The 18,326-nt window shown below is 54.2% G+C and carries 14 protein-coding genes and 1 pseudogene; 6 read left to right on the forward strand and 9 right to left on the reverse strand.

What is annotated here, in order from left to right; all coding sequences use genetic code 11:
- Positions 1–35: 35 nt before the first annotated feature.
- The 5 genes from AABA21_RS30870 to AABA21_RS30890 all read right to left on the reverse strand — a co-directional run bounded on the left by AABA21_RS30870 (position 36) and on the right by AABA21_RS30890 (position 5,160).
- Positions 36–548, reverse strand: a complete 513-nt coding sequence (locus AABA21_RS30870) for a hypothetical protein (protein WP_338256166.1) — start codon at positions 546–548, stop codon at positions 36–38.
- Between the two features lie 131 nt (positions 549–679).
- Positions 680–2,257, reverse strand: coding sequence for a monocarboxylate uptake permease MctP (gene mctP / locus AABA21_RS30875; protein WP_338256168.1), 1,578 nt, complete (start codon positions 2,255–2,257; stop codon positions 680–682).
- 60 nt (positions 2,258–2,317) lie between these two features.
- Positions 2,318–2,518, reverse strand: a complete 201-nt coding sequence (locus tag AABA21_RS30880) for a DUF3311 domain-containing protein (RefSeq protein ID WP_338256170.1) — start codon at positions 2,516–2,518, stop codon at positions 2,318–2,320.
- Positions 2,519–2,685: 167 nt separating this feature from the next.
- A complete protein-coding gene (locus AABA21_RS30885) occupies positions 2,686–3,687 on the reverse strand; it encodes a hypothetical protein (protein WP_338256171.1) in 1,002 nt (333 codons plus the stop codon).
- 114 nt (positions 3,688–3,801) lie between these two features.
- Positions 3,802–5,160, reverse strand: a complete 1,359-nt coding sequence (locus AABA21_RS30890) for a hypothetical protein (protein WP_338256172.1) — start codon at positions 5,158–5,160, stop codon at positions 3,802–3,804.
- A 389-nt stretch (positions 5,161–5,549) separates the two neighbouring features.
- On the opposite strand from AABA21_RS30890, the gene AABA21_RS30895 reads away from it, so the two are divergent.
- The gene (locus tag AABA21_RS30895; RefSeq protein ID WP_338256173.1) at positions 5,550–6,374 is read left to right on the forward strand and encodes an HD-GYP domain-containing protein; all 825 of its coding nucleotides are present in this window, start codon (positions 5,550–5,552) and stop codon (positions 6,372–6,374) included.
- Here the strand turns inward: AABA21_RS30895 and AABA21_RS30900 are convergent.
- Positions 6,277–7,461, reverse strand: coding sequence for a sigma-70 family RNA polymerase sigma factor (locus AABA21_RS30900; RefSeq protein ID WP_338256174.1), 1,185 nt, complete (start codon positions 7,459–7,461; stop codon positions 6,277–6,279). The genes AABA21_RS30895 and AABA21_RS30900 overlap by 98 nt on opposite strands.
- Before the next feature lie 608 nt (positions 7,462–8,069).
- Between AABA21_RS30900 and AABA21_RS30905 the strand changes: the two genes are divergently transcribed.
- Positions 8,070–8,774 carry a hypothetical protein gene (locus tag AABA21_RS30905; protein ID WP_338256177.1) on the forward strand — a complete coding sequence of 235 codons (705 nt, stop codon included), beginning with the start codon at positions 8,070–8,072 and terminating at the stop codon, positions 8,772–8,774.
- A 337-nt stretch (positions 8,775–9,111) separates the two neighbouring features.
- A complete protein-coding gene (locus AABA21_RS30910) occupies positions 9,112–10,767 on the forward strand; it encodes a HEAT repeat domain-containing protein (protein WP_338256179.1) in 1,656 nt (551 codons plus the stop codon).
- A gap of 78 nt (positions 10,768–10,845) precedes the next feature.
- Here the strand turns inward: AABA21_RS30910 and AABA21_RS30915 are convergent, their stop codons facing one another.
- Both AABA21_RS30915 and AABA21_RS39580 read right to left on the reverse strand, forming a co-directional pair.
- Entirely contained in the window at positions 10,846–12,138 is a 1,293-nt protein-coding gene (locus tag AABA21_RS30915) for an NAD(P)/FAD-dependent oxidoreductase (protein WP_338256180.1), read from the reverse strand.
- Positions 12,139–12,154: 16 nt separating this feature from the next.
- Positions 12,155–13,458: pseudogene (locus AABA21_RS39580) on the reverse strand (DUF1015 domain-containing protein).
- A 494-nt stretch (positions 13,459–13,952) separates the two neighbouring features.
- On the opposite strand from AABA21_RS39580, the gene AABA21_RS30930 reads away from it, so the two are divergent.
- Together AABA21_RS30930 and AABA21_RS30935 are read left to right on the forward strand one after the other, a co-directional pair.
- Positions 13,953–14,156 (forward strand): hypothetical protein, encoded by a 204-nt coding sequence (locus AABA21_RS30930; RefSeq protein ID WP_338256183.1) that lies wholly within the window; start codon positions 13,953–13,955, stop codon positions 14,154–14,156.
- A 40-nt stretch (positions 14,157–14,196) separates the two neighbouring features.
- On the forward strand, positions 14,197–16,071 hold the full coding sequence (locus AABA21_RS30935) for a protein kinase domain-containing protein (protein ID WP_338256185.1): 1,875 nt from the start codon (positions 14,197–14,199) through the stop codon (positions 16,069–16,071).
- A gap of 70 nt (positions 16,072–16,141) precedes the next feature.
- Here AABA21_RS30935 and AABA21_RS30940 read toward each other — a convergent pair whose 3' ends face one another.
- A complete protein-coding gene (locus tag AABA21_RS30940; protein ID WP_338256187.1) occupies positions 16,142–16,774 on the reverse strand; it encodes a YbjN domain-containing protein in 633 nt (210 codons plus the stop codon).
- Between the two features lie 412 nt (positions 16,775–17,186).
- On the opposite strand from AABA21_RS30940, the gene AABA21_RS30945 reads away from it, so the two are divergent.
- Positions 17,187–18,233 (forward strand): aminopeptidase, encoded by a 1,047-nt coding sequence (locus tag AABA21_RS30945; protein WP_338256189.1) that lies wholly within the window; start codon positions 17,187–17,189, stop codon positions 18,231–18,233.
- Positions 18,234–18,326: the final 93 nt, after the last annotated feature.

The raw sequence follows: 18,326 nt of genomic DNA on the forward strand, positions 1-18,326 counted from the left end.
TGTGGGCGTGCGTATGCACGCCCCTCATCTGGCTACTAATCTTCTTCCTGTGTGGCGCCGACGCGTTCGATGCGGCTTTGGACCTCAAAAAGGGTCTCGATGCGTGGCGTCTGTTGCTGATTGCTCTCCTGCAGGCTGTTCTGGATCAGGTTATCGATTTCCAGGTAATACTCGACCAGGAGCCGTTCCCCGACGGTAGTATGGTTGACGCACTCCTCCAGCATGCTCTCCGCCTCTTCATACGTTGCCAGGGACTCCTGCGCGCTCTGAAAGGCATTCTGGGCGCTCTGGAGCCGTTCCATCTGCTCCTGGTAGGCCCGGCGCCGCAGGGGCTCGCTCCCGGCGTTTGACTGCAATTCTTGTAGGGTCAGGGCCGCCCTCCCCATATCAACATGGGTCTCGTCCTCTCGACGCTTCAACCAGGCGCGTACGGCATGCAGACGAACGAGCGGATTGGCATCTTCAGGTAAGCGTAAATTATCATCAGAGAGCAGTTCGTCGCTCCCGACCTCTTCTGGCTGCTGAGAAAGTTCTTCGTCAAAATCCATCCTGGTGCTTCTTTCCTTTTTCTGACGCTAACGGTTGTTTTCTGTATGGTAGCATAGCCTGGCAAGCAACAAAAACAGGGATACCATGCGTACGCGCAGATATCCCTGTGAATGGAGAGCCTGTAGATGGATTAGCTCAGCGCCTCCTGTCCTAGTTCCTGTCCTTCAATCGGGGCCGCTTCCTCCTCATAATCAGACGGCCGCGTCCGGTCGCTGCCATTTCCCAGTCCGATGGCTTTGAAGATGGGCGTCAGAATGACGGCCAGCAACAGATTGAGTATGAGTACGGCGACCGCGATATAGATGGGAATGCCAAAGACGGCCATGGTGGGTTTATTGCCTGCCATGATAAACATGGTGGTGCCCGCGATCATGGCCGCGGCCCAGCCGATCAACAGGGCCCAACGATTAAACCAGTGGGTGTAGAGTCCCAGGAAGACGGCGGGTAGAGTCTGCAAGATCCAGATGCCTCCCAGCAACTGGAAATAGACTACCTGGGCAGGATTGATGGCGACGATGAAGATCAATGCACCAAACTTCAGCACCAGGGATGCGAGTTTGGCCGCCTGCGACTCTTGCCTATCGGTAGCATCGGGTCGGAAGTATTCCTTGTAGATGTTACGCGTAAACAGGTTGGCCGCCGCGATAGACATGACGGCCGCCGGCACCAGGGCACCAATCGAGAGGGCGGCGAACGTAAAGCCGGCGAACCAGGAAGGGAAGATCGCGTTGATCAGGGCCGGTACGGCGCTATTGTTGCCGAAGCCACCGAACGGCTTGATCTTTTCCGCGATGGCCATATATCCCAGCAGGGCCAGGAAGCCCAGCATCAGTGAATAGATGGGCAGCAATGCGGCGTTCCGCTTGACCACTTTTGTGTTGCTACTGCTGAGCACGCCGGTGAGCGAATGGGGATACAGGAAGAGCGCCAGCGCCGAGCCGAGTGCCAGAGTAGAATAGGCGATCGCCTGATTGGCAGGGATGATATCTGAGAAGGTCTTTGGACTCGCCAGCGCCTTCTGGTGCGCGGCGTCGAAGATGGGGCCAAAGCCGTGGAAGTGCGTCGGGATAATCGCGATAATGGCGAACAGGACGATGAAGATCATGACGTCTTTCACCAGCGCGATCATCGCGGGCGCACGCAGTCCGCTGGTATAGGTGTAGGCGGCCAGGATCACAAAGGCGATCAAGAGCGGAATATCGACCTGGAAACCCAGGATCGGGAGTGTGATCGGGATGCCCATCGCGGCCAGCGAGATCTGGATCCCATACATCTGCAGGGCGATATATGGCATGGTAGCCAGGATGCCTGTGAAGGCTACCGCCAGCGCCAGTCCCCGGCTATCGAAGCGATCCTTGACGAAATCGGACGCGGTCACATAGCCGCGCTGCTTACAAACAGTCCAGAACCTGGGCATCAGGATAAAAACAAGTGGATAAACCAGTACCGTGTAGGGAACGGCGAAAAAGCCCGATACCGCGCCAACGCCGTACATGGCGGCCGGAATGGCGATAAACGTATACGCGGTATACAGGTCTCCGCCCAGCAAGAACCAGGTGATAACCGTGCCGAAACGCCGACCTGCTAATCCCCATTCATGCAGCAGATCCAGGTCTCCTCGTCGCCAGCGCGCGGCGACAAAACCCAGGACCGTCACAACAATGAAGAAAAAAATAAAAACGGCGACAGCGGTTGCGTCAAATTTCATAAACGCATGCTCCCTTCTTTGAAGGCACTACATGTTAGCCATCTTCAGCGATTGACGATCTTACGCGCCCATGAAATAGACTATGGCGGTAATGATAGATGTAATGATGATCCAGAGCATTTGATACCAGTAGAAAAAGGGCATACCTAAAAACGATGGCTGCAGCGAGTTGTAGAAGGACGGTATGAGTAAGAAGATAAAGGGGATAATTAAGAGAAGCAGGAGCCAGCGACGTCTCTTGCTGGCAGGGCGAGTTACCATATGTGTGCTCCTTTGCGGTATCCATGGAAAACTGGCCATAACAGTATCTGCCGTCGGGCAAATCGATTAACTCTACGGCTTATGTTAATCCTAAGGTATTTACATCCAATTGTCAATCGAATCGCGGCGGCACCACAGGTGCTTTCACACCTACGGTGCTCACGAGCCTAGTTGCTGCATAGCAGCCCCAGGCCATGCTGCGCGGCCTTATGCGTGATAGCCAGCAGGCTCTCGGCATGTTCGGGCAAGATCTCATCAATCATGTGGAATGCCCGTTCTTCGGTGGAGGATTGGCATAGGAACGCATAGCTGGCCCGGGCCTCTTCGGTGTTGGGAGCCTGGACGTAGCGTAAGCAGCGCGAGAACTGCCAGACCTCACGTGGCGTCAGGTAGCCCACAAAATCCTCATAGGGCTCGCCCGTCCTATAGCCAAACGGCAGGAGCCTGCGGCCGCAGGCTAGCAATTCAAATAGCGCCATCGATCGTATGGAGACGGAGGCCAGCCATCCGCGCAGATGCAGGGTCGCTGGATGACGCCCGATCTCCGTACCGTGCATCTCAGGTGTCTCACCATCCTCTCCCTCTTCCTCTGTGGCTGGCACAGTATTGTCCTCCTCCAACGATTGCTGATGTATCTGCCGCGCCAGCTCATGGAGGCCCGCCGATTGTAGTAGCGAGACGATGTCGCCGTGGCTTTGTTCCTGCTGCTGATAGAGCTCTGGAACCACCGTAGGAGGGGTATGGAGAAGGGGAAAATGAAAGCAGGCGAGGCAATGTTCAGCTACCGTGGCTCCCCACACAGCACGCAGAGCGTCGGTATTCTGATAGAGCTGTGGTGGATGCCTGTGTACATAGCTGTCGCTAAGCTCGGTGAATTCCTCTGCGCTACAGAGCACCTCGTATTCCCGGCGCGTATGAGACCCCTGTGGCAACTGCTGGACAAATGCTTGTGCGCGTGACCAGGTGCGTAGCGGCTGCATAGCCGGTGGCAGAAATTGCTCTTCTCGAAAACAGCGTGTCTGTGTATAGAGGGGATAGATCAGAGAGTCATCCCCTTGTGTGAGCCAGAGCTTAAAAGCAGGCATGACACGTTGAGCATATGTTTCCCAGTTAAAACCATAGACGCGCACCGTCATAACACCCTCTTCCACGTAACCACACAGTATCATTGTTTTTTCTTATTCTTATCGTACCCACATTTGCCGGAAAATCCAAATGTGATAGTCCTGGAGTACTTTAAGACAAGAAGGGAGCATGCACGTCTTGCATGCTCCCTTCTTGTCTTAAAGCGCCTCTTCTGAACCAGGTGTCTCCGAGCTTGGGAGCGCGTACAGGCCCATCTGGGCCTGGCGCATAATCGTTTCCAGGACCGGATCATCCTGAATGCTGGGCGCGATGAGCGGTGAAAACGCCTGGGACTCCTCTGCTGGAGTGGGGAGCATTTGATTGTTAGCCGGGCCGTTGTTATCCTGCGGTAAGACCTGTGATAGATCAAAGTTGTCTAGCGGCAATGGACGCATATCGCTCGTACTGATAGGATTGTGCTGGGCCGGTTCCGTGACCAGCTTAGGGAGCGGAGCGGTTATGGGTTTAAGGTCGCTGGGCGTATACGCCTCGCTTTCCGGCTGTAGCTTACCGCCGAAGGCGGCGGGGGTTGCAGGTAATAGATCTGGTTGCAGACCGGTAGGCATCGTAACGGTTGGTTGCGATCCACTGGCAAACGCAGATGGCGATGTCGGCGTGATCACCGCTCTATTGGCATGCGCGGGCATCGATATGGGAGGCCCGGCAGGCGACATCGGTAAAACGTCAGGCATCGATGCAGCGACGAAGGCGGCCTGCTGCTCCATAACTGGCGCCGGCATCTGTGCCGGGATGGGCGTGGCAAATGGCGAGTTAGCACTCCGCTGATTAAACCAGTCCGGCCGTCCCGTCGCGCGCAAAGGTACCCGGGCATACGCGAGTTGTTGAGCGCCTGGTTTGCGCAAGAACATAAAGCACGTCAGACCACCGATCAGCAACAGTAAGACGGAGCCGATAGCTACCGGAACGATCGTTGTGCCAATGCTACTCCCCTCCTGCTTGCCTTGATTGCTAATGCTGTTGTTCGTGCTGGTCGAAGTGGCCACCGTTGGCGTAGCCTCCACTGGTAGTGTTGGCGTGGCGGTCGCCCTGGGTGTCGCTTTAGCCCTGGGGGTAGGAGAGGGAACCGGAGTCGACCCTCCTGGGAAAAAGCCGCCGCCATTGGAAGGTGGCAGGCCGGGCGCCGTCACCGTTGGAACACCCGGTGGGATTGGTTGCGGGGTAGGCTGTGGCGCGGGCACGGGTGTGGGTGCTGGTGGTGGCGCGGGTGTTGGTGTGGGCGCCGGTGCCGGTGGCTGCGTAGGGACCGGGGTAGGCGTATCAACAGGGACAGGAGTAATTGTAGGGACCAGCGTAGGCGGTACTATCGTAGGCGTGTCAGTAGCTAGCAGCGTAGGCGTGTCTCCAGCGATGGCTGCGGTCGATGTGGACATCGCTGGCGCGTTAACCTGGGCCGCGTGGGCATGAGTCGCCACAATAGCTATATTTATACCTATGAAGAAAGCAAAAATGCCATAAATGATTGCGGCTTTGTACCTTGTCAGGACGTTTTTCTTCATGTTTTCGTTCACCCCGGAAGATTTGTTCCTGTCTATCGAGCTTGCCTCTCCTCTCTGGCGCCCTCTTGACGGAGTGGAGCGATAAGGAGCTTTTTATTGATAAATCATTGATCGAGTCAAGTGTAGATGCACTCGACATCTGCCGTCAAGCGGTCAGAAAAATGTACTATTATATGTCAATTCTTCATAGGTCGATTCGTCGCATTTACGCGTGCCTGGCTCGAAAAAGCAGTTTGATCATCAATCTGCTTTATATTGATTTTTTATTTGTCCCACTGTCTTCATATATGTCAGCGTATTTTATTGTGTAACACAAATACATTTTTGACGTACTATTATGTAGTAGATTACTGCACGTTTAGCCGCCCACCTGGAGAAGGAGTACCACTATGCTGCTCATCAATGGCACGGCTACTTTGCGCTGTAAAAACTTTCTGCGCCAGGCGCTTGCCCAGAAGCTGGAACGCTATGGACATACGCCTGCCCCTTACATTTTTGAAGCTACCTCGCGCGAGAATCTAGCATACAGGTTATATGCTATTGAGTCCGCTATCTCGGATACGCTGTCATTGTGGTGTGATCAAGAGACGTGTACACATACCCTGCGCCTGATTGGCCTTGTACAGGCGCTTGGGCGGCAGTCAGGTCTGCTCGATACGGATCTTGTTATTCTGCGGCTCTCGGCGCTCTTGCATGATATTGGTAAGGTCGCGATCCCGAGAGAGATCTTGCAGAAGCAGGGGCCATTGAATGAAGAGGAGTGGAGGCTGATCCGCCTGCACCCTCAGATAGGGTGGGAGATACTGGAGGGGAATGGTGAGCTTTTTGAACATATCGCTCCCATCGTTGTCGCGCATCATGAAGCATGGGATGGTAGCGGCTATCCGTTTGGATTGAGTGGTGAGACCATCCCATATTTCGCTCGTATCCTTACTGTTGCTGATTCCTATGACGCAATGGTTTCATGCAGAGTATACGGAAAGCCGCTGCCTATATTGAGTGCATGTCAGGAATTAGTAAATTGTGCCGGTCATCAATATGATCCTCAAATTGTAGGTGCTTTTCTTGAAATGCTAATAGGTGAAAGAAGTATACAACTACATTCGTGTTTTTCTTCTAGGCGAAATCTCGCAATAGGTGAACTTGAACAGGTTGGCGCAGAGTACGCAAAGCTTTTACTTCAATCTGTCGGATACGCTCGCGTGTCAGCTTGAAGTAGGCACTGAGCTCTTCCAGGGTATGGCAATAGCCATCCTGCAACCCATAGCGTAACTCGATGACCTGCCTTTCTCTCTGGCTCAGGGTTTCCAGGGCATGAGAGATGTGGTCGCGTAATACCTGGTGGGTAACGATATCCGCCGGGGCGGCCGCGTGCGGGTCCTCAATGATATCGGCCAGGTGATACTGCTCATCGTCGCTTAGTGGTGCATCCAATGATATGGGGGCCTCAGCCATGCTCTGTAGCTCAACCACCTTCTCTTTGGAGAGATGGATGGCGCGCGCGATCTCCTCTGGGAATGGATCACGCCCGAGCTCTTGATAGAGCTGGCGTGTAATTCTCTTCATCTTATAGATGAGCTCAACGACGTGTACCGGAATATGGATGGTGCGTGTATGCTCTGCCACGGCCCGGCTGATCGCCTGGCGGATCCACCAGGTGGCGTAGGTGCTGAAGCGAAACCCGCGTACCGGGTCGAACTTTTGCGCGGCCCTGATCAGGCCCAGATTCCCTTCTTGAATGAGGTCAAGCAATGAAACCCCATGATTATTGTAGCGTTTCGCGATGCTCACCACGAGACGCAGATTGGCCTCTACCAGTTGTTGCTGTGCTCGTATATCTCCGGTGATAACACGTCTTGCCAGCTGCATCTCTTGCTCAGCCGACAGGAGCGGATAGCGGCCGATCTCAGCCAGGTATTGTCTGATGGCGTTTTCGGCCTCCATATCGCCGCCATCTACTTCCTCTTCTTCTTCTTCCTCTTCCAGGTAATCCTCTGTATCCTCATACCGTAATTCTACATAGTTAGAAGCATTGGTTCCTTTTCTATTGCTGCTTTCTTTCTTACTAACGGTGGTCCTTGATGGATGTTCTTCATTGAGTAGAGCTGTATAATATGCTGGATCCCCTTCCTGGGCTGATGTGGTTCTTCTCCTTTTTCTGTGGGCAGTAGTTTTCGAATGAGTTGCAGTCCCCCTTTCTATCTGATGCGTTGAGATGTCTGCCCTTCCAGGGGTGATATATTCCTGAAATTCTGTTGCCTCCACCTCAACTGCCTGTACTGGATTGGTTGTGGCTACCATATACCTACTCCTCCTTATACCTCAAATCCCATTCCACAATTTGGTAACCGGAGACCTGTGATGACTGATCGCATCGATCACAGATCCGTAATTTTTTAACATCCTACGGATCGCTACAGGCGTAGAATCCTAAAAATTTTTACGGATTTATTCCCCCTATATATTGCTTGTGCAAGATATGTGCCAATATAGAGGTGTAGGGATGTATAGACCCATCAGCTGGCTTTAGCAGCCAGCTGATGGGTGGTACCCCTTAAATGTTGCCGTTTCGGCATTGCGGCAACTGGAAATTTTTCCCAGTTGCTGTGTATTTTTCCACACTCTATTACATGCCAACCTTATACACTGTTGTGAAAGCGTGTCTGACCATCGCACGCGCGGCCGCGCTAGTTTTATATATTAGTGCAACAGGGGCGCATCCGCGCCCCTGTTGCACTAATATATAATGGGCTATTGAGCACCGCAGGTGCGAAAACACAGGCAGGCCAACGAGCGAAAAAATTCGCGTCGACCGTTTATTTGCATGATGGGGTGGATGGGATGGGAGAAAGGAGTAAAAATTATCTAAAGGCCGTTTTTCCTCAATTGTAATTTAGGAAGCAATGGATATGGTGAAGTCTGTCTATCCAGTCAATAAAGAAGTACATGCATATGGTGGTCATTTTTTAGTAGGAGAATATAGTCCGGCTCGCCGATCCCCGCCTCTGCCTGTTATCCCGGCTCGTGCTTCCGCGCGTCATGCCGCTGTGACGAAGGTTCGCCCGCGCTATCCACGCTGGATGTCTGAGCTGGTGCAAGAAGATGTGACGCGTATGCCGACGGTGCAAGAAGATGTGACGCGTATGCCGACGGTGCAAGAAGATGTGACGCGTATGCCGACGGTGCCGCAGCCAGAGACGATCTGGCAGTTTGAGACGCCGCGCTACGCGGCTGAGAGCAGCGTGGCCTCATTAACGCTGGCCGTTACCGATACCAGCCTGGTAGCCAGGCCAGCTATCTCACGGGCACCCACGATACCGCGGCAGAAAAGTGTCCGGCCTGCCGCTGGGCGCGATACTTCTATTGTGGCGCGTCTGCGCGAGCACCATATCGATGATATCGATACCGTACCACCGTTATTGTCATCTCCCGTCATGCTACACGAGCCAGGGGCGTCTATTCGCCATCCCATCGAAGGCATACGCTGGTGGCTAATCCAGCCGGGACGCCTGGAATTCCTCCTCTGGTTGGGTGGTACTATTGTATTGATTGGACTGACCGTGGTCTTTGTTCTTTTCATCCTCTCCAGCCTCGGCTATCTGGCGGTGCCCTAAAGCAGGTCATAAGGGTGTGGTGTCAACATGAGTGCGGCTACAGCCGTGCTGACACCACACCTTAAAAAAGTCTCCTGGCCATCTACACCAACGCGCCACACCTGCCTTCGTCATGGGATGCATAACCCCTTGAAGCAAGTAGGATGTTCAAAGCGTTTTTTGTCATAGGGCAAAAAGAAAAATATTGTCCAGTGAAGTCACTTTACGCCATGATCTCTTCTATACATATGTGGGGTGTAATCTCGACGCCTTGGGGCCAACGTGATACAATTTCTTGCATTAGTGCTCGCCCGGGAAGGGTGTGCTTATTACTCCCACAAAAGGAGAGCGAACGCTTATGCCAAGAGGACGCAAGGGGTCTCCTCAAGAGAGTGTGGACAGTATTTTACTGGCAATAAGTCGGCGTGAAGATATTGATCCCAATACAATGTCCCATTACCTCGATCGCCTGGATGAAGAATGGGCGGAAGGGGCGCGGGAAAAGGTACTGCATCTGCTGAGAAGTAATGATGCCCTGGCTCAGGCCGCGGCGTTGCGCATTCTCTCAGAGTTATCGACCGACTTTGATCTGGAGGGACTCGAGGATTTTGTAACTGATCCTACCGTAAGTGATCTGGCAAAGCTTTCTCTTTCTCCTATCCTCAAAGAACTGGGTTCAGAGATGGCCGATGAGGGCATTATTGAATACCTCAACGATCCAGCCGGGGCAATTCGGCAGATGCAGATGCGTTTGCTTGAGCTGGTTGGCCAGAATGAGATGGGTGTTGAGACTATCCTGGAGGATGTGGTTTCGATGCCGGTTGAGCGCCGCTTCGCGTTTATTAACTGGCTGGGGAACAGCAATGATCCTCGTGCCGCCAATCTGCTGGTCCCTTTACTGGAAAATCAAACAGGTAAGGTCGTGATGGCCGTCATCGATGCCCTGGAGCAACTGGGGCCGATCTCCATCAACCAGACGATCCCTGCCTTGAATCATCTGATCGCGACCAGTTCTAATCGACAACTGAAGCAGCAGGCCAGGACCGTGCTGGGGCGCCTGACCATGCAGTCTATGCTCGGCTCTGAAGATGCCGCTATGATGGAGGCGCGCCAACAACAGTATCCTCCGTATCAGGCGCGTGTCAGCTCGATCGATGGCTCCGGCACGCAATTGATTATGCTTTCGTGGCAGCGGCCAGACGGGTTGATCAAGGGCGTCAACATTTTGTATCACGATCAAAAAGGCATCAAAGATTGCTATGGTCTGGATGAAATGGATAGCGAGCAGTGGGATAACCTGGTCGAGGATCTGGATGAGCAGGGTTTCAGTAGCTTTACTGTCTCGTTTGACTACGCACGCGCCGTCGTTTTGGAGGCACGGGCGTTGAACCGGCGGACCCGTACCCGGCTGCCGATCGCCTATTCTATCTGGCGTCCATTGACTGAAGCGGGTCTGCGGGACAAAAAAGCCCAGGCCAGCCTTCCGGCTACGCACCTGGAGCCGATGGAATTCAATGCTGAGACCGTTGCCCTGGCGCGCCATGCCGATGAGCTCTATCGCTTAAAGGAATTTTCGTCCTGGTTATACGAGCCTGTCGAGCGTATTGAGCCCTTCATCAGTCGCTACTGGACCGCTCAGAACGCCTTTCCGGCTTCTACTGGCGGCCGCCGGAAAAGTAAATTGAAGGTGCAGGAGCAGCAGAGTCTGCTGGAAGAACTGGTGGATGACGCCGAGGTCGCGCTGATCGATGATAAGTGGCGCGCCACCTACGCGGCACGCTTGCTGCGTCAGGCCGCCCTGCTGCAGCACGTCGGACAGACCGAATCTGTACCTCTGATGCGGGCGACGGCAACCCTGCTGGCGCCAGAGTCGAACGTCGCTTTGCGTGAGCAGGCCTTTCCCAGCATGCTCCTGCACGTATCTATTGAGCAGGGGCCGCTCCGCTTGATGGTTGAGTCTCTGCGCAGTGGTAGCCTCAGTTCTTTCCCGGTTGAGTTTTTTCAACAGGATTAAACAGGGCTCAAACTTTTTCCTGCCGAGAAAGTTTGAGCCCCGATCGGGTGTGTCACGCGGGTGTATTTACCCGCCGGGTCAGGCCTGGCTCGGCACCAACTGCTGCGTTTTTAAGAGCGCCCTGGCCGCCAGCTCACCGCTATGCATCGCCCCCTGGATGCTGCTCGATTGTGTATATTCTCCCGCCAGGTAGAGTCCCTCGACATCGGTCTGATTGTCTGGCAGCGTATCAAAGATGCCCGGCGCCTGTTGAAACTGCGCGAACGGCAGGCGATACACCGCCAGGAGCTGCCAGTGGCTAAGATCATGGTTGGGGAACCAGCTGGCCAGCTCGGTCCGGCTTCGCTCGGCTACATTCTCGTCGTCTTCAGACGGATTTCCCAGCACCGTTACGGAGAGCAGGTGTTTGCGCGGTGGCGCGTAGGTAGGTGCGATATTGCTGAGCAGCACGGCGTTATTGACGTACGCATGTGGGTCCGCGTTCAGCAGGATCTTGCGCTGGTTGTACAGGCGTTCGTCGCCCGCGAAATACAGGCAGACGGCGCTGACAGGCTGATCGGGCAATTTTTTGTGGGTAAATTTCTCCGCCACCGGACTTGAGGTGGCCATCACCACGGTGTCGGCCTTGATCTCTTCCCCATTGACCAGGCGTACACCCTGGACCCGCCCATCGCTGAGCAGAAGTTCGCCTACGCGCGCACTGCAGCGGATCGATCCCCTGGGCAGTCCGGACGCGAGCTGCTCTGGAATACGCTGGATACCTTCCGCTGGAATGATGATATCGCCGCTGGCCAGCATTTTAAAAGTAAACTGGAACATGCGGGCGCTGGTCTGGAGCTCGCGTTCCAGGAAGATGCCACCGTAGAATGGGCGGAAAAAGTTGTCGATGATTTTATCTGAAAACCCTTGCTGGCGCAGGTATTCCTCGGTTGTCAGGTCTTTCCCGTCCTTCTCCAGCGCGCCTGCGAAGATTTCCTCGACTGACGCCCGCTGCAACTGCAGGCTCAGCTTCATTGTGCGCAGCTTATCAGCCGCTGAAATGAGCGGATTGATCATGCTTGAGAAGACGTGGGATGGCTCGCGCCGTGGATCGGTAATCTCACGCTGCTTCCCGTTCTTGACCAGTATGGCGCCGGGATTAAACTTGCGCTGCTTTAATGTATTGTAATTGAGATGACGCGCCGCGGCCTCGTACGCCGTGAATAATACCTGGAATCCGCGATCCAGGCGATAGCCGTCTTCATGATAGTCGGTTCTTACGCGTCCTCCGACCTGGTCCGCGGCCTCCAAAACGAGTACTTCTTGACCTGCCTCCGCCAGTACCCTGGCGCATGTTAAACCCGCCAGGCCGGCGCCGACGATAATAATCATACCTGTTACCTGCTCCTTACCATAAGGGATTGATCACCAGGCCGGTGATCAGCTTTGGATAGAGGTACGTAGATTTCTGTGGCATGCGATCATCTGCCAGCGCCACGTCTCGTACCTGGCGAAAAGGAATACCATTGAGTAAAATGATGGCCTGAGCCTCTTTATTGTTCAATGCCTGTAGCGCGTGCTGCGTATCATGTATATAGCGGATGTTTTTTCCGGCCGCCACATCTTCAGCGGTGATATGGAGTAGCGTCTCCAGGATCAAATGCTGCACCATGGCGACATCCAGGGCATTCCATGCCTCTGAGTGGCCGCTCTCACCCATCAATTGTCGTCCCTGCTCATTGATGGTGAGCAGTAATGCCTGGTCCGCGGTCTTTACCAGTAGTGCCGGTTGCTGGCTCCCCACCTGTGCCAGTTCGGCCAGCAGCGTGTTGTCATCTGTGGCTGCTACCTGTTTGACAGCGAAATAGCGTGAGAGCTGCGCTGCTGTCAGTTGCTGTACCTGTTCTGCTGTAAGATCGAACAGCACGCGGTGAGTGGGTAACACCAGCATGCCCGGATCATCGACGTCGATCAGCGCCATCAGCATGAAGTTCGCGCCATCCTGTGGATGCAGCCCTCCTCGCTGTTGATTGAGCTCATCGCGATAGCTTAATGCCGTGGTATAGCGATGGTGTCCATCCGCGATGTAGAGTTGGCGCGGCGCGAAAAGTCCTGCAGCAGCCGCACATGCTCTGGATCTGTGATGGGCTGCAGGAGATGATCCTCTCCGTTCTCATCGACGAAGCGAATCTCTGGCTGCTCGGCATAGGCTGATAGCAGCCGACGGATACGGCCCTGTGGATCATCATACATGCACATGATCGGACTAAAGTTGGTTGAGCAGGCGCGCAGCAACTGCAGACGGTCCTCTTTATCTTTGGTGCGTGTATGCTCGTGCGGCAGGATGACCTGTGCATCCCACGGCTCCAGGCGGACCCGCGCTAGCAGGCTGGTACGGCTATAGCTTTGCCCCGCATAGGTAAAATGTTGTTGATAGAGGTAATAGCAGGCCTGCGTCTCCTGTTGCAGGACGCCTTCCAGGCGCCACTCGGCCAGCGTCCTGGCCGCCCGGGTGTAGACATTGTTCAGCCCGCTATCAGTAGGATACGTTTTTCCCAGCTCCAGGCGAATAATATTATATGGATTGTTTTGATAATAGCCTGCCTGAGCCTCTGGCGTGATGACATCGAATGGTGGTGTGACGGTCCCCACCAGGTCACCAACTTTTTCTTGCGCATAGCGAAATCCACGTAGTGGTTGAACATCTGCCATACAATAGTTCTCCAATCCCTATTTTCCCCATCTTGCTGAGCATAGACTGCCAAAGTTGGTGGAATACATTCTATGGAAAGCCAGTCACAAAACCGGCTTTTCGTTTTCTTCTCTTGATTGCTGGTAAAGGATGATCTGTGCTCATTGTATCATTTTTGAATAGAGTGGGTTTGAGCGGTGGGACCACCCAGGACCGGTTAAGATATCTGGCACCTTTTGTATCCACAAGTCCTAGTTTACGCCCATCAAATTGACCCACTTTGATACAAAGTGTAAATTCATTTATGCGGATAGAAACACATCCCTTTATCGCGTTACTGGTTCTGGATCTTGACTAGCTATTTTGGGAGGGGGGAAAGGGATAGTGGTAAAAATGGACCGATCACTACGATGTGTACATATATACATCCTTGGCGCCAGATTTACTTGTGATAGGCGCTGGTGTGAGACATATGCCGTTTGTTGCGCATAGCTTGTAGTTTGGAGAGAGTTAGATGCAAACACTATCGGAAGAACAACTGGTTGGCCATGTTCTGGGGCAGTACCGAATAGAAAGACTGGTCGGTAAGGGACGTTTAAATATCGTATATCTAGCACGGCATCAGGGAGCGCAACGTGTTGATGCCCTGGCACTCTACCCGCTGCCCGCGCATTTTTCGAATGAGGCGCGCACCTTTTTTCCTGCAGCGCTTCCATAAGGAAGCGACGTTAATTACGTCATTGAAGCATCCGCATATTTTGCCTGTCTACGAGCATGGCGAGATTCTGGGCTATCCATACCTGATTACGCCGTATACCACGAATGGTTCTCTGGCGGACATTATTCGGCACCAGGGGCGTTGTGAACATACATTTGTGACCACCATCCTTGATCAGATCGTGGATGGTCTGTCGTATGCCCATGGAAAAGGCTTTGTCCATGGCACATTAAAGCCTTCAAATATCGTTATCCATGATGATGAGAATATTCAGGTCGCTGGTTTTGGTTTGATGCACATCTTACAGCGTGCGGGGGTGGATCCCAAGCCCATGCAGTATGCCCATCTTTTGAGCATCGCCGAGACCTTTCTGGCGGCGCCCGAATATGTGGCGCCCGAGATCGTCCAAGGGCAGGCGGTGGATCAGCGCTCGGATGTTTATGCGCTGGGCTGTATTTTGTATGAGATGCTCAGCGGTCGTCCTCCATTTACCGGCAACAATCCACTTGAAGTGGCCCAGATGCATACAAAGCAGGCATTTCCGCCACTGCGCAAGCTCTGCCCCGAGGTGCCGGTTGCCCTGGCCTCGGTCGTCGGCCAGGCTTTGGCACGTGACCCAGAGGTTCGCTTCCAGAATGTGCGCGAGTTAGGTGAGGCTTTTACCCAGGCCTCGATCGGCGCCACCCAGACGCTGCCATCCGTACATATGAATCAGATCGCCAAGGCCGCGCCCGGCGCTCCCCTGCCTCCCGCGCGCAGTGGCTCCACCGGCGGCTGGCAATTGGTTCCTCCCATCGTTACCAGTCAAGTGCCCGCGCTGAAACCAACGACGACGGGACTGCTAGCTTCGAGCGATCGACACAACACATCTCCCCAGGGGACCGCGAAGGGCACGCGGCCCGTGGAGTCGGGTTCGGCCAGCGCCCTGGTTCAGCCGACGCTACCTCCCATTGTTCCCCAGGAAAAGAAGGCTTCCCCGGCGGCCGCGCAGCGCCGGCAGTCCGCCCCGGCGCCCATGCAGCGCCAGCAGGTCCAGGATGATATCGTCCAACTGCCTGCCCAGGATGATATTGTGCAGCTGCCCGGCCAGGGTGTGACGCTGTCAGGCAACCACGCCTCCGAGGCTGATCTGGTAAAGGCCTATGAGTGGTGGTCTCCAGCGGAGCCATTGCAGGCGGCCCCACAGGCATTTGCCAATCAGGTGAAAGAGAAGGCACCAGCGCCAGCTGAGCCAGCCTCTGCGCGTATGCCTGATACCGATAGCCTGGATTGGGGTCTGGATATGCCACGACCCCTGCAGAGCCAGAAGAAGCGCAAAGCGACAGGGTCCCTGGGTCAGCCCGCCCGCAAGGTGAAGCGCCGCCGTGTGATCGCGATGATCTCTGGTGGTGTCGTTGCGGCCGCTGGCATCGGGGTGGCGTTTAACCTTGGAAAATTGGAGATGGCTTTGGGTATGCCGCAGACCGCGCTGCAGCAGACGACAAAAACCGGGCAGACCGCCACCAAACCGGCGCAGACGCAGCAGAAGCAGAATAAACCTGTCTCCAGTGGCCAGAAACAGAATCCGCCCGCGAATAATCCGCCAAAACCAGCTATGCCAGGCCATACCGGAACGGTCATCGGATCGAAAAATCTGCCCGCCAACAGCGCGGCCGCGTTTAACAATCCTGGTGACCAGCAGGCTAGCCTGCTGGTGCACCTGGCCGGTGGTACCTTCGCGGCCTACGAGAGGGCCTGTACCCATGTTGGGGTCGCGGTAAACTACAATCCGGTGACCAGGATGTTGGAGTGTCCCGCGCACGGCGCTGTCTTTGATCCAGCTAACAATGGAGCGGTTGTGAAGGGTCCTGCAGATACCCCGTTGCCACCCGTCAAGATCGCCGTTAACGGCGATGGTACGATTACCGCCATCTAATGTACAGGCACAGAGAGGAGGCAGGCCGCTCGTGGCCTGCCTCCTCTCTGTGCCTGTACATTAGATGGCTCTATTCTTGAGGTCGGCCCAGGAGGCGCTCGACTTCTTCAAGTATTTCGTTCACATCCAGGTCTGACTCGTCGAACTGCTGTATATCGTCATCAGCCATCTCGGTTACTTGTGTCTGTATCGCCGGCAGGGTCACATCAATATCGCCAGGTGCTTGCGCGAAGAACTCATTTTCGCAGTCTTGCAGCGCCTCCTGGGCGGATTGGTTGCCGTAGATAATGCGGGGAAGCAGGTTATGGTAGATTGAAACAGTTTGCATCAAAGCACTAAAAGCCAGGCGAAACTGTTCAAACGGAATGCCTTTGTCCGCCAGCGGGATACTCTCTTCCAGGCGCACCTCGCCATCGGTGAGATCGATGCCGAATTTTCCCAGCGCGATGCGATAATTGACGGCAAGTAATGCTTCGAGACACTCCAGCCGATTTTGTTCGGTGATGATATCAATCTGCGGCACAATGAGCATCAGCTTACTGGCATTTCCACTATGGTGAATACCTACAATCATCTGCCAGCGTCCATGTTCGTCATGGAATGCCAGTTCAATTGTATTCTGAGAACGATTGACCTGTGAAATCTTGAGTCCTAATCGTTTCAGATATTCAGCCACGTGGAGGATGCTAAAGCTATTTGTCATGAAGCTCTCCTTGCTAGTGAAGATGAATAAGGCTTACCAGCCTGGCCAGTTTGTTATTGTGAAATATTTGCTCAAGTATAGCATATGCCAGAAGTTGAAAACAATTTTATAGGAGTAATCGCCCCTGTCAGGAACCCGCATGTCCTCTGCCTTTGGTCGCCTCCGCCACCAGGATAGACAGGCCCATGTCCTCGACAAAAGTATGGCGCGATCACAACAATGTTACCCTTGCTGTACAAAGCTCGTATATGCGATTGTATTGAGTGAAAACATATCTGGATTTGTTTGGAGTGGCATTGGTGTTATGTAGAGGGGGGCACCTTCATATCTGTATGCCCCCCGTTGCCACCAGACCACCTATACTTATACCGGTAATCCCTGACGCTATATATAATAGAGGAGCAAGCATGCTATGGCAGATGTAACACAGCAATCACCGAAACACGATCTTGATGCTTTGAGCTTTGACGAGCGAATGCAACTAGGGGCGGAGAACGCTTTGCGCTGTATGGCGGTTGGCGAACAGGATCGCGTGTTTATCCTGACCGATTTCGCGCGCCAGCATATTGCTCAGCGCGTGGCTGCGGCTGCCCTGGCACGACACGCTGATGTAACCGTCCGTTTCCTTGAGCATTATGGTGAGCGTCCATTGACCTCTTTCCCCGATACCCTGCGCAATGATTTTCTGGCCGCGCGCCCGACCGTTTCCTACTATATCGCGACCGCGCAGCGCGGTGAGATCGCCTTCCGTATCCCGCTGCTCCCTTTCCTGGTCAATGAACTGAAGGTGCGCCATGGTCATATGATCGGCATCGACGACACTTTGATGACCGATGGCATGTGCGCTGATTACGACGAGGTCTTTACCATTACCAATCGTATCTATGAACTGGTGAAGAACGCGCGCACGATTCATGTGACCTCTGAAAAGGGCAGTGATGTGACGGCGACCTTCCATCCCGAGTGGAAATGGGTCCCCTGTCATGGTCGCTATGATAAGCAGGGAGCCTGGGGCAATCTACCCGAGGGTGAGGTTTTTACCGCCCCCGCCACCGTCGATGGCGTGCTGGTCTGTGATGTACTGGGCGACTTCTTCTCTGAGAAATATGGTGTGCTGGAGCAGCCGCTGACCCTCACTGTTAAAGATGGGTATATTACCAGCGTCGAGAGCGAAAACAAGGCCCTGGCGCAAGAGGTACACGACTACCTGTTCTCGGTCCCCAATGGGAACCGGGCCGGCGAGTTCGCCATCGGCACCCTGACCAGCCTGAAGCGTTTGGTGGGCAATCTGCTGCAGGATGAAAAGCTGCCAGGCTTACACGTCGCCTTTGGCAATCCATATCCAGAGTTCACTGGCGCCGACTGGGACTCCACGGTGCATGTGGATGTGATTCCAACTGGGTGCACGATCGAGGTGGATGGGCGCCTCATCATGCGCGATGGACAATTTGTGTTGTAGACATGCGCATTGAGGACGCCTGTGTTCCCACGATCACAGTGATCAAGAAGCCAGACATGCTTCCATGTGTTGGTGCATCGGGGCGCTCAAACT

Source organism: Dictyobacter halimunensis (assembly GCF_036245075.1).